Raw genomic sequence first — 25,560 nt, 5'->3', positions numbered from 1 at the left:
TCCGGCAAGCCGTCGGGCCCGCGCTCACGTCCGTGGCCGGAGACCGCCCTGCTGCGTGGCGCCGTTCTCGGCGAGCCGGCTTCAGGCGAAGTCCCAGTCCGGGCGGCCGCAGGAGCGCCGGACGAAGTCCCGCAGTTCGTTGCTCGTCCCCGCCGAGCAGTCCCCTTCGATCCGCTGCCACCGCGTGGCCTCGTCGGCAGCGCGGTCGGTCAGCGCGTGGACCATCAGCGCAATCTTGAAGTAGCGAAGGAACGCCTCGCCGACCACACTCAACCGGCTGCCCGGCCAGACGCAGCGAAGCGGGGTCGGCACCGCCGGATCGGATGAGGGCCGGCGGGCCTGTCCGTCGGCCTCTCACGGCTACGTAGGTCTGCCCGCTGTATCGGGTATGGCCCCGGGACACGCCCGCTGGGGCACCGGGGCGGCCTGCCTTGTCGCCCCGGTGAATCAGAGCCAGCCTCTGTGGGCGGCTTTGATCCCGGCTTCGAAGCGGCTGGCGGCACCCAGACGTTCCATGATCGAGGCCATGTGGCGGCCGACGGTGCGTGAGGAGATGCCGAGGCGCTGGCCTGCCACGTCGTCGGTGATGCCGGAGCTGAGCAGGCGCAGGAGTTCGCGTTCGGTAGCGGTGAGGTTGGTCCGGGGGTCCTCGGGGCGGGTGGCTCCGAGGAGAACGGCCGTGTTCCACGCTTGCTCGAAGAAGTCGAGAAGGGCGGCGAGGATGCCGGGTTCGGTGACGTGTAGGGCGCCCTTGCGGTTGTCGGCGGGGTCGATGGGCACAAGGCCCTGGGTGCGGTCGACGATCACCATGCGCTGGGGGATCGCCGGGGCGGTGCGGATTTCACTGCCCTGGCTGAGTAGCCAGTGGGCGTAGGTGGTGACGTGGGGCTGGTTGCGGGCGGAGTCCTGGTAGAGGGTGCGCATGGTGATGCCGCGGCCGAGGGCCTCGGCGTCGGCGGGGCGGCTGGCGGTGAGGTCTTCGGGGCGCTGGTTGCCGGGCTGGCTGCTGAGGACCTCGGTGGTGGCGGAGCGGCCCATCTGTTCGAGGCGGCTGTGTATGGCATCCATGCCGAGGAGGCGTTCGCCGTGAGCTGTGCGATGCTCGGCGCGTTCGGCGACCATGCGGGTGACGGCGGCTCGTGAGGCGGCGAGCTGGGCCTGGCGGGCGGCGAGTTCGGCTTCCTGACCGGCGAGGATGTCGGCGAGGCCGATTTCGGGGCTCACGGCGCGCATCTGGCCGGGGCGCTCGGCGGAGGCTCGTATGAGTGTGAGCCGGCTCAGCTCGTCGAGGTGGTCGTGCACCTGGACGGGGGGCAGGGCACAGTGGGTGGCGATCTCCTCCAGGCTGTAGCCGGGATGGTCGAGCATCGCCTGATAGACCGCCGCGGCACCGGCAGTCAGGCCCAGTACTTCCAACATCGAACCCCCAGGTCATTGGCCCTGTCACGCGTCAACGCGTCACGTTTGCATCCAAACAACACACGGCCGCCTGATTCAAGATCCATTCATACCGCTTGTATCGCCTTGAGTCCTTTGTGCAGGGATTGAGTCCCGCATCACTTCGCGGAAGTGCTCGGGCGCACTCTTGGTGCGCTAGGTATGTCATGAGCATGACTTGATGTCGGGATTCGGACTGGCCGGTAGGCGACAGCCTCAAGATCTTCCGATGGCGTTGACGAGCGGCGAAGCTGTTCATCGCCGCCAGGGAAACGCCCCGAGGCGGCAGCCGAACTGAGCGTCAACCGCGGGGCGCTCGAACGGTGCAGGACCAACCATCCCACTATCAGCCAAGGACTCCCGTCGTGATCCACACCCGTATCGCCAAGGCCGCCGCGGTCGCCACCGTCTGCCTCACCGCGATCATCCTCGCGCCCTCCGCTGCCATGGCCGCGACCACGGCGGCGCCCGCCCCAGCCGCGGCCGCCGAGAGCCTCGGCTGGGGCGGATGAGCCTCGGATGGAGATCATCTACGCCAGCCTGGAATTCAGGCGGCCCGGCGAAGCCGCGAACGAGAGCGATGTCGCCGCGGCCGTGGACGCCCTGTGGGCCAGCGCCCTGCCCAGCGACGGACTCCAGCACGTCAGTGCGCGCCCCGAGCCCGGCCGGATCGACGTCCTGTTCTACCTCCTGAGCCAGGACGCCCCTGATACGACCGGCGCCCTGTCCCGCGCCCGCGCCCTGATCGCCCGAAGCCATCGGACCTCACCCCGGCTCCACCGGCTCTACCTGCCCCCGGAGCCGCTCGCGGAGAGCACGGAACCCGTCGCACGCCCCACCGCGTAACCCGCCAGACCGGCGAGGTTCGCACGTTACCCGTGGCCTGCCGGCCCACACCTGCGCGTTCGCGCGCCGTCCGGACCGCCTCGCAGTGGCCATCCGACGATCCATCATCATCTTTCTGCTTTAGGAGAGCCCGGCCGTGGCCATCAAGAAGTCGACCCTTGTCCGTGCCGCCGTCGCGCTGTGCGCCATCACCGCCGGCGGTTTTGCCTGGGCCGGCCTCGACACCGGCGCCCAGGCCTCGGCCGTGGTGCCCGTCGCCACGCCGGCTCCGGCGGCCTCGTCTCCGTCCTTCACCCCGTCCGCCCTGGCTACGGCGCCGACGACCGCGCCGTCCGGACAGGCCGCCCCGGCATCGGAGAGCACCTCCGCCCAGCCGGCAGCCACCGGCACGCCGACGCCGCCGCCCCGGCCGACAGGTGACACGTCGAACACGGCCGCTCCCCAGCAGGCACCCGGTGCACCGGTGGCCGAATCCAGCGACGCCCGGACCGCATCCGCCCCCCTGCCTCCCGCGCAACTGCCCGACAACGCGGCCGCCGCTTGGAAGCCGATCGCCCAGCCGCACACCCAGGCCGCCACCCACGACGTCCGTCTCAACGAGTGCGTGGCCGTCAAGGGCGCCGCGACCTGGCAGCAGCAGGGCTACGTCAGCAGCTTCAAGACGCCGGCCATTCAGGACACCTTCACCTTCGCCGACGCCGCGAGCTCCCAGCAGGCCTATGCCGACCTCCTCAGCGCGATGAACACCTGCCAGGAGAAGTCCCGTGCCCTGCAGAGCGCCGCGAAGCTGCCGCAGGACGCCCAGGTAAGCACGACGGATACGACCGCCGAGGGCACCGCCTACGTGCGGCAGTGGACCGCCGTCGCTGGGATGTCCGCGCCCGGCCCCCAGACCGGCCACATCTACCTCGTCCACCACAACAACACCGTGACAGCCCTGCAGTTCGCGATCCCCGCAGGAACCCCCGGATCCGGCGCCCTGACGGCGGCCGACGACCGGACCACCCTGACCAACCTCACCGCCCACCTGAGCACCACGCCGGCGGCGGCCGAGCAGCGCCCCTAGTGCCGCTCACCACTCGACTTCACCCCAGTCCGACGCCAAGAGGAAGCACACCCATGTCTCGCATATCCCGCGTTGCCGCTCGCTCGCTCGCAACCCTCGTCGCCGCCGGTATCGGCGCCACCATGTTCACCGCAACCGCACCGGCGCAGGCGGCCTCGACCGCGGGCGGCACCATCACCCGCAGCGAGGTGCTGGCCCGGGCCCAGAGCTGGGTCGACGAGGGTGTCCCCTACAACAAGGGGGGCTACAAGACCGACGCCAACGGCACCTACCGCGAGGACTGCTCCGGCTACGTCTCCATGGCCTGGCACCTGACGAGCAGCCTGACCACTCAGAGCCTGCCCAGCGTCTCCACCTCGTTCAGCGACTTCTCGCAGCTCAAGCCGGGCGACGCCCTCGACTACACCGCCGAGCACACCTTCCTGTTCGCCAACTGGACCAACAAGGCCAACGGAGACTTCACCTACTACGCCGAGAGCAACGCCCACAACCCCACCCACGGCCCGACCTCGGCCAACATCAACAGCAGCAGCCTGGAAGGCTGGCCCACCAGCTTCTACACCGGCCTGCGTTACAAGAACATTGTCGACGACAAGAAGCCGAGCTCGATCGGCGCGTACGACCCGGGCACTGGCACCTTCTACGAGGGCAACCATTCGGGCGCGACGCTGGGTTCGGCGAAGTTCGGCAACCCGGAGTGGAAGCCGCTGGCCGGCGACTGGAACGGCACCGGCACCAGCAAGGTCGGCGCCTACGACCCGAGCACCGCCACGTTCTATCTGAGCAACGACAACGCCAACACCACGACCACCGTGAAGTTCGGCAACCCGGGCTGGATCCCGCTGGTAGGGGACTGGAACGGCACCGGCACCAGCAAGGTCGGCGCCTACGACCCGAGCACCGCCACGTTCTATCTGAGCAACGACAACGTCAACACCACGACCACCGTGAAGTTCGGCAACCCGGGCTGGATCCCGCTGGTAGGGGACTGGAACGGCACCGGCACCAGCAAGATCGGCGCCTACGACCCGAGCACCGGCACCTTCTACGAGGGCGACCAGTCCGGCGCCACGCTCGGTTCCGCCAAGTTCGGCAACCCCGGCTGGACTCCGCTCGCCGGCGACTGGACGGGCAGGGGCACCGCGACGGTCGGCGCCTACGACCCGAACACGGGCACCTTCTACCTCAGCAACGACAACGCCAACTCCGCCGTGACCACCAAGTTCGGCAACCCCGGCTGGACCCCGATCGTCGGCCGCTGGTAACCCGCCGCGCCACCGTCCGAGATTCGTCCGGATCGCCGGTGGCCGGGTCCAGCCCGGCCACCGGCGGTCGTCCCTGCCGAGGAGCCCCGCAGCCATGACCAACCGTTCGTTCACCCGCCGCCTGCGCGCCGCCGCCACCGTTCTGGCCGGCGCGGCCTGCCTGACCGTCGCCATCCAGGCTCCGGCAGGCGCCGCGTCCGTGAGCACCTGGGACAAGATCGCCCAGTGCGAGAGCACCAACAACTGGAGCATCAACACCAACAACGGCTACTACGGCGGCCTCCAGATATCCCTGAGCAACTGGAGGAGCTATGGCGGCACCGCGTACGCGGCGCGCCCCGACCTCGCCACCAAGAAGCAGCAGATCCTCATCGCCGAGAAGATCCTCGCTTCCCAGGGCGCTCGCGCCTGGGGGTGCGCCCCGGGCACCGGGCTCGCGACCGACACCGCCGCCCCCTACCCGGACGGCATCGGCGCCTACGACCCGGGCACTGGCACCTTCTACGAGGGCAACCAGGCGGGCGCGACGCTGGGTTCGGCGAAGTTCGGCAACGCCGGGTGGAAGCCGCTGGCCGGTGACTGGACGGGCAAGGGCACCTCGTCGCTCGGCGCGTACGACCCGGCCACGGGCACGTTCTACCTCAGCAACGACAACGTCAACACCGCCGCCACCATCAAGTTCGGCAACCCGGGCTGGATCCCGCTGGTCGGCGACTGGAACGGCACCGGCACCAGCAAGATCGGCGCCTACGACCCGAACACCGCCACCTTCTACCTCAGCAACGACAACGTCAACACCACGACCACCGTGAAGTTCGGCAACCCGGGCTGGATCCCGCTGGTCGGCGACTGGAACGGCACCGGCACCTACGGAGTCGGCGCGTACGACCCGAACACTGGCACCTTCTACGAGGGCAACCAGGCAGGCACGACGCTGGGCTCAGCAAAGTTCGGCAACCCGGGCTGGACCCCGCTGGTAGGGAAGTGGACCGGCAAGGGACCCTCGACCATCGGCGCCTACGACCCGAGCAGCGGCACCTTCTACCTCAGCAACGACAACACCAACACCGCCGTCACCGTGACCTTCGGCAACCCGGGCTGGATTCCGATCACCGGCAACTGGTAACCCGGCCGCTCCTCATCGCACGCACGCGGTTCGACCGACTCCGGCGGACCGCGTGCGTTCCCGCTGCCGTCCACACCCGTGCCGAACACCGACACCACCGCGCCGACCACCGACATCGCGCGGAACCCGGCTACCGTTCCCAGACAGCTCGAGGTTCCCCCGAGGTGCGGAAGGTTGCCGGACATGGCCTGATTGGTCGTGAGAAGGGAGCCTCTGCCATGGCTGCACCGATGAAGTATCCGCCCGAGTTGCGGCAGCGAGCTGTTGCCGCGTACCGGGCCGCCGACCCGAAGCCGGTGATCCGGCAGATGGCCCGGGACCTCGGGGTTCACCACGAGGCCCTGCGCAACTGGATCCGCCAGGACGAGGCCGACCGGGGCGAGCGCGACGACCGGCTGACCACCGCGGAGAAGGAGGAGCTGGCCGCGCTGCGCAAGGAGAACGCCGAGTTGCGCCGGTCCTGCGAGATTCTCAAGGCCGCCTCGGCTTTTTTCGCCCAGGAGCTCGACCCGACCCGGCGACGGTACTGAAGCTCGTCGACGAGCACCAGGACCGCTTCGGGGCCGAGCCCGTCCTCCGGGAACTGCACATCCCCGCCTCCACCTACTACCGCTGGCGCCGCGACGTCCACGCGCCGTGCGAGCGCAGACGCCACGACGCCGAACTGACCGAGCACATCCGCCGCATCCACGCGGACTCCGACGAGACCTACGGCTCCCCGCGCATCCACGCCGTCCTGCGGCGCGAGGGCACCCGTGTCGGCCGCAAACGGGTCGAGCGCCTGATGCGCCAGGCCGGCCTGCGGGGCGTGAGCCCGCGCCGGCCCCGCTCCCTCACTCGACGCGACCCTGCCGCTGACCTCGCACCGGACCTGGTCCAGCGCGACTTCACCGCCCGCGCCCCCAACCGGCTGTGGGTCGCCGACATCTCGCTGATCCCCACCGGGGAGGGCCCGTGGTGGCTGGCCTCGATCCGCGACGCGTTCTCCCGCCGGATCGTGGGCTGGCACACCTCCGAACGAGCGGACGCCGACCTGGTCCTCACGGCGCTGGAGTACGCCCTCCACGGCCGCCCGGTGGATCCGGGGAAGCTGATCCACCACAGCGACCACGGGTGTCAATACACGTCCATCAAGCTCACAACCCGCCTGCTGAAGGCGGGAATTGAGCCGAGCATGGGCACCGTCGGCGACTCCTACGACAATGCCCTGGCCGAGAACTTCTGGAGCGTGCTGAAGACCGAGTGCGTACGTCGCACGACCTTTGGGACCCGCACGGACGCCGACCGACGTTATGCAGAGCACTGAGGAAGCCGAAAACCTCCGGGACGGCTGGACATTGGGCTGAGTCGCCCAGTGGCGGACCCGTAGGTACGGAGCCACCATGTCGGCGAGCGCCGCCCGTGCCCAACTCGTCGGGCGGCGCGCTCGACGGCCTCCTGCTGGACGTCACCGGCTGGGACGCCGGACAGCTCGCCGACGGCGCCGCGCTCTCCGCGGAGATCGGCTCCTACGGTGCCGGCGGCCGTGCCCACTACGAGCCCCGCCTCGTCGACCCGTCCCGCTGGGACTGGGCCGGCGACACCCCTGACGGACGCTGTCACGTTGATGCGCGCGTGTCGGGCCGAGGGTGTGCCGGGGTGCGTGGGGTGCTGGGTGGGGCGCCTGGCTCAGAAGCGATCCGCAAACCCGTCGCGGGGCTTGGGATTAGCGCGAGTGTTCGCGTGTTCCCGATTCGGGTGATCTCGACGTTGTCGCCGCATGAAGACAGGGCCCCTGTGCAGCTTGGAGGTTGTCGAGACCAAAAAGCCACAAGGAGGCCCTGTTGCCGCTTTTGTGTGCCGTCGCCGGAGTCGGCCGCAACTCCGTTCCCCCAAGGTGTGACTGCTTCGCTCACCGGTACGGCAACGCGGACGACCACCGCGATCGTGTTCGACGCTACGACGGCGACATGACCGACGCCGAGTGGGCGGCGGTGCGGGACCTGCTGCCAGTGCCGGCGTGGATGAGCGGCCAGGGCGGGCGGCCGGAGGGCTACTGCCACCGTCAGATGCTCGACGCGATCCGCTACCTCGTCGACAACGGCGTCAAATGGGCCGCGATGCCCGCCGACTTTCCGCCGTACAAGCGGGTCCACGCCTTCTTCACCCGCTGGCGCGACACCGGCCTGCCGACCGAGTTCCACGACCGGATGCGCGTCGCCGTCCGCACAGCGCACGGCCGCGACGCCGAGCCGACCGCGGCGGTCATCGACTCCCAGTCGGTCAAGGCCGCCGCCAGCGTGCACAGTGCGACGCGCGGCTGGGACGGCGCGAAGAAAATCAACGGTCGCAAGCGGCACCTGGTCGTCGACACCCTCGGCCCGCTCCTGATGGTCCTGGTCACGCCCGCCGACGCCGGCGACCGAGCCACCGCCGCCGACATGTTCCCCGCGCTGAAGGCCAAGTTCCGTCTCCTGCGGAGGATCTGGGCCGACAGTGGTTACACCGGCGACCTCGTCACCTGGGCGAAGGCCCGGCTCGCCCTGGTCGTGGAGATCGTCAAGCGCACCGACGACCTGTCCGGGTTCCGCTTCGTCCCGCGCCGCTGGGTGGCGGAAAGGACGTTCGGCTGGCTCGTGCGCTCACGCCGCCTCGCCCGCGACTACGAGACCCGCGCAGACAGCGCCCAGGCCGTGATCCTTTGGTCCATGACCATGGTCATGAGTCGACGCCTCGCCCGCCACCGCCGGGCCCGCAGTGTCACCCCGCGGCCTGGGGCCGGCGCTGCGGCATGAACCGGCTCCCGGACCCGTCGACCTCCAGCCAGCCCCGTTCCACCAGCCGCCTCGCCTTCTGCCGCAGGTTCTCCGTCACCGCCGAGACGGGCTCCCGGCCGACCGCGACCGCCACCTCCCGCATGGTCAGGCCGACACCGCCCTGCCCGCCGGACCACCGCCTCCACCAACCGCCGGTAGTCCGGCGCCAGCGCGTCCAACGGATCCAGACCCTCCCGCCGCTCCAACACCGCCCTCGCCGACCTCGGCTCACCCCCGAGGCGCTCCAACTCGGCCTCCAGATCCTCCACCCGCGCCCGGGCGGCCTCCCGACGCTCCTCCAGCAACCCCAGCGGCGACGGCGGCATCACACACTCCGTTCCGACCTCGACAACTCGACGCCGAAACCCTGCCGCCCAACCCCGCACACCATGCCTGAACAGCGAAAAGTCATACGCCGCAAGCGGATTGCGGATGCCTTCTGAAGCCGATCCGCGGGACGAGGTCGGTCCTGGCGCACTTGGCCGGGTCCGGGCCGGTGGCGCAGACCTGGTCGTCGGAGGTGAGCAGGGCGACCTTGCCGTCCTTGGCGGTCTGCACGACCTGCGGGCCGACGGCCGGGTCCGGGACGACGACGATCACGCCGTTGGTCTTCTGCGCGATGGCGGCCTGTACCTCGCCGACGAAGTACTCCTGGTCGCCCTGCTTCTGCAGGTAGGTGATCGAGATCTTCCCGCTCACCGGGGCGACCGAGGGAGCGCCGGAGGTGGTCTCCTGGCCAGTGGAACAGGCCGTGGTGGTCAGACCCAGGATGATCGGCAGATCCGCGGTGGCACGGCGGTTGATGGCACGGAACATGAGGGGGACGCTCCTTTGCGCCGAGGCCGCAACACGACCCGACGCGGGTGGGGATTCGAGGTGAGGGATGAAATCGGTCCGGCGACCGCCGGACTGTCGGCCCTGGCGGGGGCTCCTTGCTATCTCGATGGCGCGGCTGGGAAGGGGCACCTGACTCCGTCGTGCAGACCCCAAGGGCCCGTCAAGCCCTCAGAAACCAACACACTCAAACGCGATGTGACATATCACAGTGCCATTGCATCGCTAAGTCAAGGGGTCTGCACGTCGACACCCCCTTGCGATGTTCACTCCGAGGGCGGACGGCTCGCACACGCCACCGGCGAGTCGGAGGCTTCCATTCCCACGACGAGCTGCGTACGCCAGCAGCCCGTCAGGCAATCAAGCGCACTGGCGCCGCTTTGGACGTTCTCGTCGTTTCAGCCCCACTCGTACTGGCGCAAGTGGCCAAGTGGAGGCCGACGTGCCTGGTGGGAGATGCGAGAACCTGCCGGCCGCGTAGGCGCCGGGCGCCCCGGGCAGCGGCGGGGGATGCCGAATCCCGCAGGGGCGTCGCACATCCCGCCGCCATCCATGACGGTCCGTCAAGGCATGGGCTTCGCTGGGCGGCCTCGCGAAGACGGCGCGTGCGCGGTCTTGAGTAGCTCCTCCTCGTCTGGCTACCATGCGTTGCTTTCTGTTTGAAGTTTCCTCCAGCCGTCGACTCCTGGAGATGAATTCAACAGAATCAAACGTGACGCCCCACACCCCCACCCACGCACCTGGAGCATCCCGTGCGTCCACTCTTCCCCGTGCCGTGCTGCACGCCTTTGCGGCGTTGTCGCTCGCGGTATCCGGCCTCACCGTCGTCGCCACGTCCACTCCGGCGGTTGCCCTCGACAACGGGCTCGCCCTGCAACAACAGCAGCCAGGTGCACACCGCGCTCGCCTCGGGAGTGCCGGGCGGCGACAGCGCCTACCTGCTCAACTGCTTTCCCGGCAGCTTCTGGCAGGAGTGGCGGGTACCGGACCAACGGGGCAGCCACCGGCCAGAGTTGGACGCTGCTGTCCTGATGCGGCACACCTCATGAGCCCGGGCTGCGCCGACCGGGGCCGCTGGCCACGGCCGGCGCAGCCCGTACCCGCACCACCCGTCCCGCTCCACTTCCCTGGACCACAGGAGGAAGAGCCTTGCGCTCAGCACGCAGCAAGCCGCGCCGCCGGTTCGCCTCGGCGATAACGGCGCTCAGCCTGTTCATCGGCGGCGGTGCCCTCGCCGTCGGATTCGAACTCGCCGCCGCGCCAGCCGCATCGGCGCTCGACAACGGCATCAACCTGACCCCCCAGATGGGCTTCAACAACTGGAACACCACCTGGTGCGGCTCCCAGTTCAACGAGACCCTGGTCAAGGGCATGGCCGACCTGTTCGTCAGCAAGGGCCTCAAGGCGGCCGGCTACCAGTACGTCAACCTCGACGACTGCTGGGCGCTGCCCGACCGCGACGCCTCCGGCAACCTGGTCCCCGACCCGGTGCGCTTCCCGCACGGCATCAAGGCGCTCGCCGACTACGTCCACGCCAAGGGCCTGAAGTTCGGCATCTACTCCAGTGCCGGCACCAAGACCTGCGACGTCCAGGGCTTCCCCGGAGGTCTCGGCCACGAGCAGCAGGACGCCAACCTGTGGGCCTCCTGGGGCGTCGACTACCTCAAGTACGACAACTGCAACAATCAGGGCGTGGACGCCCAGCAGCGCTACAAGGCGATGGGCGACGCGCTGAAGAAGACCGGCCGCCCGATCCTCTACAGCATCTGCGAGTGGGGCACCACCGGCCCGTGGAACTGGGCGCCGCCGGTCGGCAACTCCTGGCGCACCACCGGCGACATCAGTGACACCTGGCAGAGCATGATCTCCATCGCGCACGCCAATCAGGGCCTGTCCGCCTATGCCAAGGTCGGCGCCTACAACGATCCGGACATGCTGGAGGTCGGCAACGGCGGCATGACCGGCACCGAGTACCGCACCCACTTCAGCCTGTGGGCGGAGATGGCCGCGCCGCTGCTGATCGGCGCCGACCTGCGCACCGCCCAGCAGGAGACCTTCGACATCCTCACCAACGCCGACGTCATCGCGGTCGACCAGGACCCGCTGGGAAAGCAGGGCTCGGTCGTCTCCAGTGACAACAGTCTGGTCGTGATGAGCAAGCCGCTCGCCGACGGCAGCCGCGCGGTCACCCTCACCAACGAGGGCTGGTACGACGCCACCGTCACCACCGACGTCCGGACCGTCGGCATCGCCGGCGCGCCCTCGTACACGGTCAAGGACCTCTGGTCCAAGAAGACCACCACCAGCACCGGCGCGATCAGCGCCACCGTCCCCGGGCACGGCACCGCGATGTTCCGGATCACCCCGAGCGCGCCCGTACCGCCGCCCACCGGTATGAGCTACCTCAGCGACCTGCCGTTCCTCACGCAGTCCAACGGCTGGGGACCGGTCGAGCGAGACCACAGCAACGGCGACTGGGCGGCCGGTGACGGCCGCACCCTCGCCATCCGCGGGACCACCTACGCCAAGGGCATCGGTGCGAACGCCTCCAGCGACATTGGCTTCAACCTCGGCGGCACCTGCAAGAACCTGGTGACCACCGTCGGCATCGACGACGAGGCGTACGGCAACGGCTCCGCCGTCTTCCAGATCTTCAAGGACGGCACCAAGATCGCCGACAGCGGAAAGCTCACCGGCGCCGATCAGCCCAAGCAGCTGACCGCCGACCTCACCGGCGCCACCACCCTGCGCCTGGTGGTCACCGACGCCGGTGACGGCATCAGTTGGGACCACGCCGACTGGGCCGACGCCAAGATCGCCTGCGGCAAGGGACCCGCCGCTGGAGCCCACCAGCTCTCCGACCTCACCTGGTCCTCCGCCAGCAACGGCTGGGGCCCGGTCGAGAAGGACATGAGCAACGGCGACAACCAGGCCGGCGACGGCCGGACGATTACCATCAAGGGCGCCACCTACGCCAAGGGCCTCGGCGTCAACGCGTTCAGCGAGATCGTCTACTACCTCGGCGGTACCTGCACCTCCCTCACCACCGACGTCGGCGTCGACGCCGAGGCCAACGGCCGCGGCACCGTCGCCTTCCAGATCTACAAGGACGGCACCAAGGTCGCCGACAGCGGCGTGCTCAACGCCACCGCCGGCGCCAAGCACCTCACCGCCGACCTCACCGGAGCCAACGAGCTCCACCTCGTCGTCACCGACGGCGGCGACGGCAGCAACAGCGACCACGCCGACTGGGCCGGACCTGTCCTGACCTGCTGACACCCGCTCACTCACCAGCACAGTGCGATGCGGTGCCGGACCACCCGTCCGGCACCGCATGTCGACGATGCCCGCGCGCGGTTCCGGACCGGATCGGCGCCGTTCCCCGTCGATGACCACGCATACTCGGCAACCACGTCTCCGCCACCGTACTCAGGCTCATCGTGAACGCTTCCCTTGCCGTCCAGGTCACCACGACGGCCGAACCACTCGGCCTCGCCTGCCACGGGCTTCGACCTGACGGAGTCGGTCCAGCTCCTCACCGGTCTGCCGGCGACCAGCCCGGCCGCAGCACGTGCAATTGGCGCCATGACCGCCGGCGACTTCGCCCCCCGACTTCCCGGCCCGGCTGATGACCGAGAACCTCGGCCATCTGACCGCGCCGACCGACGAACTCGCCGGCGAAGCCCCGATGACCCGTGCCTCATTGGGTTGTTTCCATCCTGAATTCGCAGGTCATGGGCCTGGCGTGAGCTGGTGGTGAGGTACTCACGCTGATGGCTGGCGTGATCGTCTTGCGGAGATCGTCCGCCGTGTCGGGTCAGCGGCTGATCTCCGCGTTCGTCAGAACGAGCAGGGCCCGCAGCAACGCGGTGCCGTGCTCGGCGTTCATACGGAGCTTGGTGGGGATCCTCCAGCTCTTCAGATCGGCGAAGCCGTGCTCGTTCGCCGCCCGCTCGCGGCTGACCAGCCGGTTCGCCTGCTTCTCGGCGTCGGTCAGCGGCCGGCCTCGGGCCGCCTTGCGGCCGGTGACGATCACGGGGTCGTCGGGGTCGTCGTCCAGGCCGACGAACCCGAGGTCGGCCAGAGCTCCGAGGCCGGCTTCCCGCAGCCTGGTGGTGACCTTGTCATGCCGGGCGGTGGCGATCTCCGAGGACCGCCCTGGTCGTGCCGCCGAGATCCACAGCAGATTGCCCCGCTCGTCCGTCAGAGCGAGGAAGAGCAGGCCGTGCACCTTGTGCTTCCCGCTGCAGTTCGGCCGGTTCTCCTCCCCGGTGCGGCGGCGGGTGCGAACGAGGGTGCCGTCGATCAACACCACCTCGCCACCCGATCGGGTGACCTTCTTCAGCGCCCGCTCCAGGCGCGGGGCGCGGGCGGCGAGCAGGACGATGACCTCCAGCAGCCAGCAGCCAGCAGCCAGCAGCCAGCAGCCAGCAGCCAGCAGCCAGCGGCGCACGGTGGAGGCGGAGACGTCGTTGCCGTCGGCCATGTCGGAAAGCCGCTGGTCGTGCCGCAGGGCCGCGAGGACGATCAGGGCGATCTTCCCAGGCGGCAGTTTGCGCCACCGGGAGCCGATCTTCTTCAGATGGGCGCGGATCAAGTCGGCGACCATCTCCAGGGTGGCGCTCGACAACGACGGACGGCACTGGTGGACAAGGCCGTCAGGGCCCTCGGCGGGGCTGGTCTTCTTTCGCATGGAATCCCCAACTCTCGCCGGGGGCCCATGCGTTACGCCGAAATCCAGTCCCAACCGGTTATGCGGCAGAAGCGGGCAGTGCGGTGAAACGTCCGGCGGGAGTTCGGTGTAGCCAGCCCCGGTCCGCCAGACGCCTGAGCTTGTCGCGCACCGGCTCGACCTGCCCGGGGCCGGTGCCCCTGCCGAGCTCGACGCTGACGTCCTTGGCCGGAACCGGCCGCGACGCCCCGGCCACGATCTTCATGATCGCCTGGTAGTCCACGGGCAGTGCGCTCGTGTCCATGCCCTCCTCGCGGTGCCGGACCAGCGGCATCCCGCCCGCCCCCGGTGAGGTCGTGACCCGCTCGAACTCCTCGGCCATGGCCGGGCCGTCGACCTTCCCGGCCCGCTGGGCGTCGGCGAACCGCCCGAACACCACCTCCGCCGCCTCCAGTCGGGCGACTTCGGCGTCGATCTCGGCGAGCTCTTTGCGCAGCCGCTCCGCCCGGTCGGCCAGCACCACCCGCCGCTGCATCACCCACACCAAAACATCCACGAGCAACCCCTCCCCGAACCTCCACCGAGCCTACGAGCCGCCCGCGGCCGTCACCGCGATTCCCGCGAACCCACCACACGACAGACGATCACCTGCCAACGATCACGCCCCCGACCGGCACGAGCACCCCAGCCGCGACCCACGCCAGCCCCGTGACCTGCAACTTCAGGATGAAAAATTCTCATTGGACGGCGATTCCTCCCGCGCCTACGGCACGGACTCCCGTGGGTCGCAGGTCGCCGAGGCGGGTTCCCCTACAACGCCGAGGACCGGCGACCACGCAGAGCTGGCGATCGAGACGTTCACGGTGGCGGGAGGTCAACGCGGCCACATTGCGTGGTAGTTCGTCCTCTCGTACGGCGTGCTCGGGTCAGGCTGCGGATTGGTCTGTTCGGGTGACAGTCGAGTCAAGGGGGTGGTGTCGTACTGGTTATTTCGGGTTAATGATGGTGACCGTTTTCCGGTGGGTTGCCCATCTCTCCGGCGAGAGAGGCAACCCCTGTGGCGCGCAGGTGCGCGGTGCGTGTCGGTATGTCCTCCCTCTGTCCCGGTGTGCAAGCGGTGATCCGGTTCGCGTATACCGGCGCCGTGCGACGTGGGCCCCGGTGGGAATTCTTGGGTGGCCCTCTCAGCTGAGAGAGGTTTGCCATGGAACCGAGTACGGGTTGGTTGGGAGCTCTGGCGATAGCCTGCGGGGTTCGGCCGGTTGTACCGGCGGGTGGATCCGAGGTGCCCGCTGTACGGGGGCTCGTGGCGCCGCTGTTGAGTGCGGCGTTCTCCACGGTGACGATCCCGGCGGGCACGACCCCGCTGGCGGTGACGGTGGCGCCGAACGGCAACGTCTACGTCGGCAACGCCAACTCGGCGAGCGTGACGGTGATCAGCAGCACCACGAACACGGTCCTGGCCACCGTCCCCGTCGGCGGGGACCCGGCCATGATAGCGGTGGCGCCGAACGGCAACGTCTACGTCACCAACCAGAGCTCGAGCAACGTGACGGTGATCGACAGTGCCACGAACACCGTCCTGGCCACCGTCCCCGTCGGCGGGGGCCCGTTCGCGGTGGCGGTGGCGCCGAACGGCAACGTCTACGTCACCAACTCCACTTCGGCGAGCGTGACGGTGATCAACAGCGCCACGAACACGGTCCTGGCCACCGTCCCCGTCGGCGCGGTCCCGGACGCGGTGGCGGTGGCGCAGAACGGCAACGTCTACGTCGCCAACCGGAACGCGAACACCGTGACGGTGATCGACAGCGCCACGAACACCGCCGTGACCACCCTCCCCTCCGGTGGTTTCCCGGGCGCGGTGGCGGTGGCGCAGAACGGCAACGTCTACATCGCCAACCAGACCTCGAACACCGTGACGGTGATCGACAGCGCCACGAACACCGTCCTGGCCACTGTCCCCGCCGGCACGGTCCCGGGGGTGATAGCGGTGGCGCAGAACGGCAACGTCTACGTCACCAACACCGTTTCGAACAACGTGACGGTGATCGACAGCGCCACGAACACGGTCCTCGCCACCGTCGGCACCGGCGCGGGCCCGTTCGGGGTGGCGGTGGCGCCGACCGGCAACGTCTTCGTCGGCAACTCCAATTCCAACAACGTGACGGTGATCAGCAGCGCCACGAACACCGTCGTGGCCACCGTCCCCGTCGGCGCGTTCCCGTTCTCGGTGGCGGCGGCGCCGAACAGCAACGTCTACGTCACCAACGCCAATTCGGCGAACGTGACGGAGATTTCGCCGTTGACGGTGACGACCTCGCCGGCGGCGCCGAGGTGCGGGCAAACGGTGACGTTCAGCATTTCCGGGGGGACTCCGAGCGGGACGGCGGTGGTGAACTTCGGGGACGCCAGCCCCACCGTCACCGTCGCCCTGGACGCCACCGGGAGCGGGCAGACCACCCACACCTACACCGCCGGTACGTTCACCGCGACCGTGAACGGCAACCCCACCTCCGTCACCGTGAGCCCCAACCCCACGACGCCGACGCTGTCGGTGACGCCGAACCCTTCCAGCTGCGGGCAGAGCGTGACCGTATGTGCCACCATCACCCCGACAGCGGCCACCACCTCAGTGCCGACCGGCACGGTCACCTTCACCCTCCCCAACGGCCAGACACAGATGCTCCCCGTCAACGTATCGGGGCAGGCCTGCTTCACCACCACCGCCCTGACCACGGGCACCCTCACCGCCGCCTACGGCGGTGACAGCTGCTTCAGCGGCTCCAGCTCCAGCACCCCCGTCACCGTGAACCCCAACCACACAACGCTGACCGCGCAGCCAGGCACGATCCGGCTCCGGCTGACCCCGCTGCCGGAGTACTACATCCCCACCCTCAGTGCCACCCTGACGACCGCCTCGGGGATGCCGGTGGCTGGTCAGCCGGTGACCTTCACCGCCACCACGCTCTTCGGCCCGGTCAACCTCGGCACCGCCGTCACCGACGCCAGCGGCACCGCCACCATCCACAACGCCATCGTCCCCGTCTTCGCCGTCGCCACCCCCTTCTACACCGCCACCTTCCCCGGCACCGCCTGCTACACCGCCGCCACTGCCCACAGCATCCTGCTGTTCATTCCCCTCCCGTAGTGACAGCGGCTCCAGCACCGGCACGGTGATCCAGCGGACCACGGCGCAGGGGGCGAGGTTGTCCGGGGCCGGCGCTCGCCTCGCCCCCGACGCGTGGGCCTGGAGGAACGGATCGTCGACGGCGCGAACCCGCGCACCACCCACGTCGCCCGGAACGCCAGGGCGCACGCGTCCTGGAACGCCCACGGATCCGCGTCGGCCACCGGGCCGGTACCCGGATCCACGACGCCGCCGTTGATCAGACACAGATGACGCTGCCCCACCACCGGTTTCCAGCCCCTGCCCCTCGTAGACGCTCATTCAGGCAGCACCTGAAAGCCACTGGCACCACCGGATGAATCAACGAGCCACCGAAGGAACCGCAACGCTGCCAACACGCCGACCCCGCATCCCAGTGCATTCGCGGGAGAGCCACTGGGCTTCGTCGCGGACCTGTCCGGTCGATCAGGTGCGGAGCGCCGGAACGGGCTCCGGGCCCGTCCTGACGTTGACCTGACGGGTGTCCACATCTCCTGGCCCGCTCTTCCCGGAAGCGTGGGCCAGGGCTCGTACGCTCCTGTGGTCAGGAGCCGCAGCTCGATCCACAACTGGTCCCGCAGCCGATCGGGCCACCGCCCCCGCAGCTCCTGCCGCTGTAGCTGCCCCCGCTGTGGGAGCGGCCGGCGGGCCTGTTGGCCCGAGCCCGGGTCCGGGCCCGGGAGGCTTACAGGCAGATCCGCAGGTCGTGCTCGGCGGGCAGGGCCGACAGCCCGGCCAGGGCCACGGCCATCGGCGCGTGCTCGCGACGGTCGGCCGACCGGGCTTCGGAGAGCACCCGGGAGCCGAGCCCGGTGTGCCGGCTGAAGTTCCCGTACATGTCCACCAGCGTGATGACCAACCGGGCCACCGCGAACAGCGCGGGGAAGGCCAGCAACGGGAGGAGCCAGTTCTCGTGCCGCACGAGTGCGTACACGAAGGCGGCCACGCCCACCACGGCCACCACGAAGGACACCAGGACCATCGACTCCTCGGCCAACGATGCCCGGTCGAGAAGCTTTCTGTCATTGAGCAGACCCGCGGCCACCAGTCGGCGGCGCACGGCGTGTGGCGGCGCGTCGTCGTCCAACCACTTGGTCAGCATCTGCAGGTCACCAGTGCGGGTGGGACCGAGCTCGCGGACAGCCGCCGCCTCGAAGTTGCCTGCCGGGCCGGTCGAGGTCGAGGTCGTGGTCGCGGTGACGTCCCCCTTGCGGGAGACGACGATCCGGCCCGCGTCATACATCTCCAGGAGCCTCAGCTCCACCAGGTGGCGCGCCAGGCAGGCTACTTCCTCCAGGCTGGGGTCGAACTCCCGTCCTTTCGCGCGCCGTTCTGCCCGGTACAGCTTGCCCATCCAGACGCCTGCATTCAGCCAGGTCGCGGCCACTGCCGCCCCTGTCCCCACCAGCAGCCCCGATACCACCCACATGACGCCCCCTCCGAATCACTCCAGTGTGGGTGCGCCCCGGGCCACCCGGCAAGCCCGGCGACGAGGGCGGGCGTCGGGCTTCGGTGAGGAGCGATACAAGAAGCGCAACACCGTCGAAGGGGTCACCAACAAGCTCAAATACCGCAGAGCGGTGGCCACCGGATTCGACAAACGCGGCAACGCCTACCTCGGCACGGTCACCGCCCCGGAGTCCCTCGTTTCGCCCCGGGGCGAAACAGCGGCCCCATCCGGCAGCGCCCCGGCCGCGGATGTGACTTCAACGGATAGATTGCGAGTCCGCCGTCTGCGACCTTGGGTTTCGACTTGTAGTTTGCGAGCCATTCCGAGGGTTACTTTGCGAGGTACCGTCCGGCAGTGGTGACCGCTGGCAAGGGTTTGATCGGGGTGTGGCGCTTCGTCACACCGAGCGGTCTCCCACCACCTTGCGGACAGCTAAGCCTTGATTGGTGCGGCCGACCTGGCGACTTGCTCGATCTTCGCGCGGTAGGCTGCGCGGGCTTCCTCGTCGATCTGCTTCTCGTGTTCGGCGCGCAGGGTGTTCGGTACTCCCGAGCACTACTTGCAGCAAGCCTCCTGGATGCCGATCCAGCGACACATCCTGGTCAAGGACGATGCGTCGCCCGATGATCCGGAGCTGGATGAGTACTGGGGGAACCGTCGACGCAGGCGGGTGCAGGCGGTGGGAGAGCCCAGGAACATCCTCTCCCTCGCCTACCGTCAGCGGGGGCTGTGTCCCAGGTGCGGACTGGATCTGATCGACGGAGCCGGGTTCGACCCGGACGACGTTCAGGACTGGGTCAAGTGGTTCACAGGGAGCCTTCGGGCGATCCACGTGCACCACCTGACCTACCGCAGCAAGGGTGGCAGCGACCACCCGAGCAACCTGGAGCTGATCCACACGACCTGTCATCGCCAGGTTCACGCTGGCGACCGGAAGCTTGACACCCAACAGCAGCTACAGGCCAGCTTGAGCCGGATGCGGGGATGACTCGCACGTCCGGTTCTGAGGGGGCCGGGACGCAGCAATGCGTCCCGGCTACCCGACTGCTCAGCGTAGTGAATGCCGACGGTTCGACCCAGTCCGGCTCCCTGATCGACGAGATCGTCCGCGAGGGTGCCCGGCGAATGCTGGCCGCCGCGCTGGAGGCGAAAGTCAACCAGTACATAGCCGAGTTGGCCGCCGAGACCGATGAGCGGGGGCATCGCCTGGTGGTCCGCAATGGCCGTCACCGGCCGCGGACCGTGGCCACTGCGGCCGGCCCGGTGGAGGTCACCGCGCCGCGGGTGAACGACCGCCGGGTCGACGAGGCCACCGGCGAACGGAAGCGGTTCTCCTCGGAGATCCTCGCGCCGTGGTGCCGCAAGTCGCCCAAGGTGAGCGAGGTCCTGCCGCTGCTCTACCTGCACGGCTTGTCGTCGGGGGACTTCGTACCGGCGCTGGAGCAGTTCCTCGGCTCGGCCGCCGGGCTGTCGCCTGCCACGGTGACCCGGCTGACGAAGCAGTGGGGCGACGACCACACGGCGTTCCAGGCTCGGGACCTGTCGGACCGCGACTTCGTCTACGTGTGGGCTGACGGCGTCCACCCCAAGGTCCGCCTCGGCCAGGCCCACTCCTGCATCCTGGTCCTCCTCGGCGTCCGCCTGGACGGCACCAAGGAGCTGATCGCGCTGGCCGAGGGGCTGCGGGAGTCCACGGAGTCGTGGGCGGACCTGCTGCGGGACTGCCGTCGCCGCGGCATGCGCGACCCCGAACTCGTCGTTGGCGACGGCGCGATGGGACTGTGGCGGGCCCTGGCCGAGGTGTTCCCCGCAGCCAGGCATCAGAGGTGTTGGGTTCACAAATCCCGGAATGTCACGAACGCCCTGCCGAAGTCCGCCCAGCCCGGCGCGACCAAAGCGATGCAGGAGATCTACAACGTCGAGGACCGCGCCCATGCGGAGAAGGCGATCGAGGCGTACGCGAAGACCTACGGGACGAAGTGGCCCAAGGCCGTCGCGAAGATCACCGACGATGCGGAGGAACTGCTGGCGTTCTACGACTTCCCGGCCGAGCACTGGATCCACCTGCGGACTACGAACCCAATCGAGTCCACGTTCTCCACGGTCAAGCTGCGGACCAAGGTCACCCGTGGGGCCGGCAGCCCGGCCGCGGCCCTCGCGATGGTGTTCAAGCTCGTCGAGTCCGCCCAGGAACGCTGGCGCGCGATCACTGGAGCTCATCTCGTCGCCCTGGTCCGCTCCGGCGCCCGCTTCGAGAACGGCATCCTGGTCGAGCGCACCGAGGCGGCGGCATGACCGAGCCCCTCAACACCGGCAGCCACGCGGTCGAGGTGGAACTGGCGATCGATCAGGTCACCATCGTGAGCCCGGCCGAGGCTACCGCCACGGTGCGCTGCATGCTCGGGCCGGTTCGCCTCGGCACCCGCTTCGACCGCATCCGCGACTCGGCCGAAGCCATCGACCTGGAACTGACGCAGATTCTCGCCTACCACCGTTCCGTCGAGGAACTCGACCCCGTCCACACCGCGCTCGTGACTCTCCGAGGCACAGGAGTCCAACTCCTGACTTCAGCTACACCGCGCTCCCGCTGGCAGTCCATCCGGGGAACCAACCCGCTGCCATGACCAGTGGCGCGGGCCTGTTGCGTGACCGGGGTCAGGCAGCGCCATTTGGTCCTACTCGCCTTCGAGGGCTGGCGGTTGGGCCCGACGATCCGTTGCCAGCGGGCGGTGCCAGTATGTCTCACCATGGAGATAGCAGAGATCCTTGATCGGATCGCGCGTGACCACCACGGCAACGGATATGGCTGGTGGCCGTACCTTGGGGGCCTTGGCGTGTTTCACCGGGTCAGCGACATCGTCGTCAACGGAAGCCTAGGCTGGGCGCAGCCCGCGCCCGGAGAGCTCGTCCCGATCTACGTTCCGCCCGGCCGCTATCCCGTGTACCTGGAGTTGGTCGCCAATGCCGATCCCAAGAAGCGTGGGGAGTACGGCCTGCCCGCGTCCTGGGTGTCCCTGGCCGTCGTTCCGCTGGCAGCCCCCCAGGTGATCGCCGAGGCCCTGGCCGCCGGACGTCTGGATAACCCGATCGAGGACTACCAGCCCCTTGGTCCCGTGGGTGCGATCTGGAGCGACGACGGACCGATGCCGATCGGCTGGGACCGGGCCTTCGCAGCTCGCGCCGATGCGCAGCTGGCGGCCGGGGCGGAGGCCGGACGCGTGCCCAACGTCGTGGAGGTGCCGGCCGAGTCGGGTGACGGGGCGAAGTGCATCGCCTTCCACGTCGAGACCGCCGCCGGGTGCGGCTCTGCTGCCGCTGTCCGCGACCCCGCTGGAAACCTGGTCTGCCTCATCCTCGGCAACTCCGGTTGAGAGCCTCGTGGCAGTCCTTTGACCACAGGTTTTGACAATTGCTCGAAGACCAGGCTCATCATCCGCCGAGGCTTCGGCTTCCGCTCCGCCGACTCCGTCATCGCCCTCGTCATGCTCTGCCTCGGCGGCAACCGTCCCGTCCTACCCCGCCGCCAGCTCACATGACCCGACCCACAGGTCCAGCACAAGAGCCGGAAATATCTGGCCGTACTCGGGGAATCCCGCGGCCATAAAATGCGCCGTATACGGCCGCCAGCGGGGAGCTTACGAAGGCCGCCGTCACGCACGCCTGCAGGCCGGGGCCTGCACAAGGACCCCATGCTCCGTCGGCGCCGACGAGTAGGCTCCGACGGTGGAGAACGAGTACAGCGCGGCGGACATCACGGTCCTGGAGTTCCGCGAGAGTGTCCGCCGACACCCGGGCATGTACTTCGGCATCGGCCCCACCCACCCCGACTTCCCGACCCGCGTGCTGCGCCGACTCATCGAGTGGCAGCTGGCCCCGGCCCCCTCCGTGCGCGCCGGCCGCGTCCTGCGGACGGTCGCGGACATCCACGGCCCTCTCGCGTTCACGGTCACCGACGACCACCCGGACCTGCCCGAGCCCGGCACGCCCATGGGAGGCTACTTCGACAGCCTGCTCGCCCGGGACAGGTGGCTGCACGCCGCCATCGCAGCCATCAGCACCCGCACCGCCGTCGAATCCTGGAACCACAGCCGCGCCCTGCGCCAGCAGCTCGACGGCACCACACCCACCGCCCCAGCCCGGCCGGTACCCGCGCGGCCGGGGGCTGGCACCCGCATCGCCTTCCACCTCGACCCCGCCTACCTGGGCCCGAATGCTGCCATCACCACCGACCTGACCGCCTTCATCCCACCCGACCTGGCCGACGCCAAGGCGCACGACATCGGCGGACACATCACCATCCGCGACCACCGCACCCCGTCGGGGGTCCGACTCAGGCTTCTGAGTCGGAACCCCCGCGTTCTTGACCCGCGTAGTCGACAGAACCCCTGCCGACTGCGCTGAGCGGCCCGCCGCAGCCCTGTCAGACGGCCTTGAGGGTGCCGCCGTCGATGACGTGGTCGGCGCCGTGGATGTTGGCGGCACGGCCGGACAGCAGGAATGCGACCAGGTCCGCCACCTCCTCGGGTTCGGTGAGACGTCCTGAGGCGATGCCGAACTGCCCTGGCAGGGCCGTGAGCAGGTCGCTGTGGCCCACCCCGGACGCGGCGGCCACCTTGCCGCCGAAGCCGTCCGGGTCGGTCCACACCGGAGTGGCCGTGGGGCCCGGGGAGACGGTGTTCACGCGGACCCCGCGCGGCGCCAGTTCCTCGCTGAGCCGCTTCCCGAACTGGTTCAGCGCGGCCTTGGCCTCCGCGTAGCCGACCGGCGCGCCGGTGGGCATGCGCGCGTTGATCGAGGAGATGTTCACGATCGCGCCCTTGCGTTCCAGAATGCTCGGCAACGCCGCCTTGGTGGTCCACACCGCGCTGAACAGGTTGAGGTCGAAGATCGTCTGCCACTGCTCGTCATCGACGTCCAGGAACCCGTCGAGGGACAGATTCCCCGTGTCGCCGCCGACGTTGTTGACGAGGAAGTCGATTCCGCCGACCGCGGCGAGCGCCTGGTCGATGACCGACCGCGCTCCGTCGCGGGTGCTCAGGTCGACGGACACGGCCGCGACGGCGACCTTCTCCAGCTCGGGCGTGACGGTTCGGGCGGCACCCACCACCCGGACCCCCTCCGCGGCCAGGATCCGAGCGATCGCGAGGCCGATGCCGCGACTCGCTCCGGTGACCAGAGCGGTCTTCCCACTGATGCCGAGATCCATGATCTCCCCCTCTTGAATGACTAATTCTTGAACTTAAGGTCTAAAATCAGGGCGCAAAAAGCCGCCGCCCGAGACGTCGCGCCTCAGAGGCCTGCCAGAGCCGTGTCGATGATCTGATACAGAACCGGCCGGTCGAACGTCTTGGCCATGACCCGCAGCCCCGCAAGGATGGCCTGGAGAAACAGCGCCTGGGCCCTGGCGTCGACGTCCCGGTCGACGTCACCGTCCCGCTGCCCCTGTTCGATGCGGGCGGCGAACAGCCCGATCATGCGCTCCTCGATGCGGCGCACCGCGCGGGTGGCCTCCTCGTCCCGCCCGCCGAGCTCCTCGACCGTGTTTTGGGCCAGGCAGCCGCGACGGGCCGGCCCGTCCAGGTCCATGTCCACGAGCAGCACGAAGTACGCGCGGATGCGCTCCTTGGCGGTGCCCGGCCGCGAGAGGAACTCCTCGGTCACCTCCGAGCCCGTCCGGCCATAGAGGTCCAACGCCATGGCGAACAACTCACGCTTGGATCCGAAGGAGTGATACAGGCTGCCCTTGGCCACCCCGGTCGCCTCGGCGAGGTCGGCCGGGGAAGTGCCGGCATAGCCCTTGGTCCAGAACGTCTCCATCGCCTGCGCGATCACCACGTCCGGTTCGAAGCTCTTCGGTCTGCCCATGCCGCTACCGTAGTGATTATTTGACCTATGGGTCAAATAATCGTGCCCCGGGCTGGCGCCGCCCGGGGATCGGCCGCCGCGCGAGCCGCGATCGGGCCGTCAAGATCACCTGGCAAACGGCCGATATCGCCTGTCAGAGGACAATCAGAACCGTTCGGTTGCTCGCGCGTCGCCGGTCAGCGCGTACCGGCGGCACGCGAGCAACTCCTCGGCGCGGCGTTGTCACGTTGTTGGGTGCGAGAGTGCCTGAGGGTGTGTCGGGGTGTGGTGGGGCCGGGTTGCAACTGTGTGTTCAGGCCGTGGTGGGCGGGCTGGCGGCTCCGGTGACCTGCTCCCAGATGGTGAAGCGGAGGGTCGTCTCGGCTCGGTAGCCGGTGGCGGCCATCAGGTGGCGTCGGGGTCGGAAGTGGGGTGAGATGCCGCTGAACGCGGACAGGAACCGTTGGGCGGCGCCGGGTGAGCGGAAGCCCTTCATGGCGCGTTCGCGCTGGCGGGTGGGCTGGTGGGAGTTCTCGGCGCGGTTGTTCAAGCCCTTGTGCGAGCGGTGCTCGACCGAGGTCATGAGCTCGCGGTGGGCGACGCCGTAGCTTTTGAGCTTGTCCGTGACCAGCACCCGCGGCACACGGCTCCGCTTCTTCATGAGCCTGGCCAGGAACCGCTTGGCGGCCCTCGTGTCCCGCTTCGACTGGACCAGGATGTCCAGGACGTCGCCGTGCTGGTCGACAGCCCGCCACAGGTACCGCCGCTCGCCGTTGATCTTGACGAAGACCTCGTCGAGATGCCATTTGTCACCGGAGCGCGGCCGGCGGCGACGCAGCCCGTCGGCGTAGGCCTGCCCGAACTTCAGGCACCAGCGGCGGATCGTCTCGTGGGAGACGATGACACCGCGTTGGAGCATCAGCTCCTCGACCTCGCGAAAGCTGAGCGGGAACCGGAAGTACAGCCACACGCAGTGCGCGATGATCTCCACCGGGTACCGGTGGCCCCTGTACGACGGCGAAGCGCTCTCCACTACAGGCCCTTCCCAGCCACGAC

The 25,560-nt window shown here is 69.0% G+C and carries 25 protein-coding genes and 2 pseudogenes; 17 read left to right on the top strand and 10 right to left on the bottom strand.

The window, feature by feature from the left end; translation table 11 throughout:
* Positions 1–81 precede the first annotated feature (81 nt).
* Both ACIO5E_RS14455 and ACIO5E_RS14450 read right to left on the bottom strand, forming a co-directional pair.
* A complete protein-coding gene (locus ACIO5E_RS14455) occupies positions 82–312 on the bottom strand; it encodes a hypothetical protein (protein WP_280685146.1) in 231 nt (76 codons plus the stop codon).
* A 135-nt stretch (positions 313–447) separates the two neighbouring features.
* Positions 448–1,419, bottom strand: coding sequence for a LuxR C-terminal-related transcriptional regulator (locus ACIO5E_RS14450; protein ID WP_400667226.1), 972 nt, complete (start codon positions 1,417–1,419; stop codon positions 448–450).
* A 383-nt stretch (positions 1,420–1,802) separates the two neighbouring features.
* Here ACIO5E_RS14450 and ACIO5E_RS14445 point away from each other — a divergent pair, with 383 nt between their 5' ends.
* From ACIO5E_RS14445 to ACIO5E_RS14405, 9 genes and pseudogenes are all read left to right on the top strand, one after another.
* Positions 1,803–1,949, top strand: coding sequence for a hypothetical protein (locus tag ACIO5E_RS14445; protein ID WP_400667225.1), 147 nt, complete (start codon positions 1,803–1,805; stop codon positions 1,947–1,949).
* 7 nt (positions 1,950–1,956) lie between these two features.
* The gene (locus ACIO5E_RS14440; RefSeq protein WP_400667223.1) at positions 1,957–2,283 is read left to right on the top strand and encodes a hypothetical protein; all 327 of its coding nucleotides are present in this window, start codon (positions 1,957–1,959) and stop codon (positions 2,281–2,283) included.
* 136 nt (positions 2,284–2,419) lie between these two features.
* Positions 2,420–3,349, top strand: coding sequence for a hypothetical protein (locus tag ACIO5E_RS14435; RefSeq protein ID WP_400667221.1), 930 nt, complete (start codon positions 2,420–2,422; stop codon positions 3,347–3,349).
* A gap of 53 nt (positions 3,350–3,402) precedes the next feature.
* A complete protein-coding gene (locus ACIO5E_RS14430) occupies positions 3,403–4,614 on the top strand; it encodes a hypothetical protein (protein ID WP_400667219.1) in 1,212 nt (403 codons plus the stop codon).
* Positions 4,615–4,708: 94 nt separating this feature from the next.
* Positions 4,709–5,740 carry a transglycosylase family protein gene (locus ACIO5E_RS14425; protein ID WP_400667217.1) on the top strand — a complete coding sequence of 344 codons (1,032 nt, stop codon included), beginning with the start codon at positions 4,709–4,711 and terminating at the stop codon, positions 5,738–5,740.
* A gap of 218 nt (positions 5,741–5,958) precedes the next feature.
* Positions 5,959–6,270, top strand: coding sequence for a transposase (locus ACIO5E_RS14420; protein ID WP_360334868.1), 312 nt, complete (start codon positions 5,959–5,961; stop codon positions 6,268–6,270).
* Entirely contained in the window at positions 6,201–7,046 is an 846-nt protein-coding gene (locus tag ACIO5E_RS14415) for an IS3 family transposase (protein ID WP_400667928.1), read from the top strand. The genes ACIO5E_RS14420 and ACIO5E_RS14415 overlap by 70 nt, the downstream gene beginning before the upstream one ends.
* A pseudogene (locus tag ACIO5E_RS14410) lies at positions 7,043–7,324 on the top strand (hypothetical protein); the annotation flags it as partial. The gene ACIO5E_RS14415 and the pseudogene ACIO5E_RS14410, both read left to right, overlap by 4 nt.
* A 365-nt stretch (positions 7,325–7,689) precedes the next feature.
* Positions 7,690–8,514 carry an IS5 family transposase gene (locus ACIO5E_RS14405; RefSeq protein ID WP_400667215.1) on the top strand — a complete coding sequence of 275 codons (825 nt, stop codon included), beginning with the start codon at positions 7,690–7,692 and terminating at the stop codon, positions 8,512–8,514.
* A 429-nt stretch (positions 8,515–8,943) separates the two neighbouring features.
* Here ACIO5E_RS14405 and ACIO5E_RS14400 read toward each other — a convergent pair whose 3' ends face one another.
* A complete protein-coding gene (locus tag ACIO5E_RS14400) occupies positions 8,944–9,351 on the bottom strand; it encodes a hypothetical protein (protein ID WP_400667213.1) in 408 nt (135 codons plus the stop codon).
* Between the two features lie 866 nt (positions 9,352–10,217).
* Between ACIO5E_RS14400 and ACIO5E_RS14395 the strand changes: the two genes are divergently transcribed.
* Entirely contained in the window at positions 10,218–10,418 is a 201-nt protein-coding gene (locus ACIO5E_RS14395; RefSeq protein WP_400667211.1) for a hypothetical protein, read from the top strand.
* Positions 10,419–10,518: 100 nt separating this feature from the next.
* Entirely contained in the window at positions 10,519–12,645 is a 2,127-nt protein-coding gene (locus ACIO5E_RS14390) for an NPCBM/NEW2 domain-containing protein (protein WP_400667209.1), read from the top strand.
* A 541-nt stretch (positions 12,646–13,186) separates the two neighbouring features.
* Here the strand turns inward: ACIO5E_RS14390 and ACIO5E_RS14385 are convergent.
* On the bottom strand, positions 13,187–14,062 hold the full coding sequence (locus tag ACIO5E_RS14385) for a transposase family protein (protein WP_400667207.1): 876 nt from the start codon (positions 14,060–14,062) through the stop codon (positions 13,187–13,189).
* 58 nt (positions 14,063–14,120) lie between these two features.
* Entirely contained in the window at positions 14,121–14,597 is a 477-nt protein-coding gene (locus tag ACIO5E_RS14380) for a hypothetical protein (RefSeq protein WP_400667205.1), read from the bottom strand.
* A 729-nt stretch (positions 14,598–15,326) separates the two neighbouring features.
* Between ACIO5E_RS14380 and ACIO5E_RS14375 the strand changes: the two genes are divergently transcribed.
* Complete coding sequence (locus tag ACIO5E_RS14375; protein ID WP_400667203.1) at positions 15,327–17,192, top strand: Ig-like domain repeat protein; 1,866 nt, start codon at positions 15,327–15,329, stop codon at positions 17,190–17,192.
* Positions 17,193–17,895: 703 nt separating this feature from the next.
* Here ACIO5E_RS14375 and ACIO5E_RS14370 read toward each other — a convergent pair.
* Together ACIO5E_RS14370 and ACIO5E_RS14365 are read right to left on the bottom strand one after the other, a co-directional pair.
* Positions 17,896–18,639: a TIGR04222 domain-containing membrane protein gene (locus tag ACIO5E_RS14370; protein ID WP_400667201.1), complete on the bottom strand. Its 744-nt coding sequence runs from the start codon at positions 18,637–18,639 to the stop codon at positions 17,896–17,898.
* A gap of 453 nt (positions 18,640–19,092) precedes the next feature.
* Positions 19,093–19,194, bottom strand: a pseudogene (locus ACIO5E_RS14365) (type I restriction endonuclease subunit M); the annotation flags it as partial.
* 43 nt (positions 19,195–19,237) lie between these two features.
* On the opposite strand from ACIO5E_RS14365, the gene ACIO5E_RS14360 reads away from it, so the two are divergent.
* The 5 genes from ACIO5E_RS14360 to ACIO5E_RS14340 all read left to right on the top strand — a co-directional run bounded on the left by ACIO5E_RS14360 (position 19,238) and on the right by ACIO5E_RS14340 (position 23,061).
* Positions 19,238–19,648, top strand: a complete 411-nt coding sequence (locus tag ACIO5E_RS14360; protein ID WP_400667199.1) for an HNH endonuclease — start codon at positions 19,238–19,240, stop codon at positions 19,646–19,648.
* 56 nt (positions 19,649–19,704) lie between these two features.
* Entirely contained in the window at positions 19,705–20,955 is a 1,251-nt protein-coding gene (locus tag ACIO5E_RS14355) for an IS256 family transposase (RefSeq protein ID WP_400667926.1), read from the top strand.
* On the top strand, positions 20,952–21,284 hold the full coding sequence (locus ACIO5E_RS14350) for a hypothetical protein (protein ID WP_400667197.1): 333 nt from the start codon (positions 20,952–20,954) through the stop codon (positions 21,282–21,284). The genes ACIO5E_RS14355 and ACIO5E_RS14350 overlap by 4 nt, the downstream gene beginning before the upstream one ends.
* A 123-nt stretch (positions 21,285–21,407) precedes the next feature.
* On the top strand, positions 21,408–22,031 hold the full coding sequence (locus tag ACIO5E_RS14345) for a hypothetical protein (protein WP_400667196.1): 624 nt from the start codon (positions 21,408–21,410) through the stop codon (positions 22,029–22,031).
* A gap of 352 nt (positions 22,032–22,383) precedes the next feature.
* Positions 22,384–23,061 (top strand): hypothetical protein, encoded by a 678-nt coding sequence (locus ACIO5E_RS14340; RefSeq protein WP_400667195.1) that lies wholly within the window; start codon positions 22,384–22,386, stop codon positions 23,059–23,061.
* 19 nt (positions 23,062–23,080) lie between these two features.
* Here ACIO5E_RS14340 and ACIO5E_RS14335 read toward each other — a convergent pair whose 3' ends face one another.
* The 3 genes from ACIO5E_RS14335 to ACIO5E_RS14325 form a co-directional block, all read right to left on the bottom strand.
* The gene (locus tag ACIO5E_RS14335) at positions 23,081–23,866 is read right to left on the bottom strand and encodes an SDR family oxidoreductase (RefSeq protein WP_280686088.1); all 786 of its coding nucleotides are present in this window, start codon (positions 23,864–23,866) and stop codon (positions 23,081–23,083) included.
* Positions 23,867–23,949: 83 nt separating this feature from the next.
* A complete protein-coding gene (locus tag ACIO5E_RS14330) occupies positions 23,950–24,525 on the bottom strand; it encodes a TetR/AcrR family transcriptional regulator (protein ID WP_400667193.1) in 576 nt (191 codons plus the stop codon).
* A 292-nt stretch (positions 24,526–24,817) separates the two neighbouring features.
* Entirely contained in the window at positions 24,818–25,537 is a 720-nt protein-coding gene (locus ACIO5E_RS14325) for an IS6 family transposase (RefSeq protein ID WP_400667192.1), read from the bottom strand.
* Positions 25,538–25,560: the final 23 nt, after the last annotated feature.

This window comes from Kitasatospora sp. NPDC087314 (genome assembly GCF_044744365.1).
Lineage (GTDB): Bacteria > Actinomycetota > Actinomycetes > Streptomycetales > Streptomycetaceae > Kitasatospora.
Note: the sequence above shows the minus strand (reverse complement) of the source record. Positions and strands in the feature narration are given on the sequence as shown.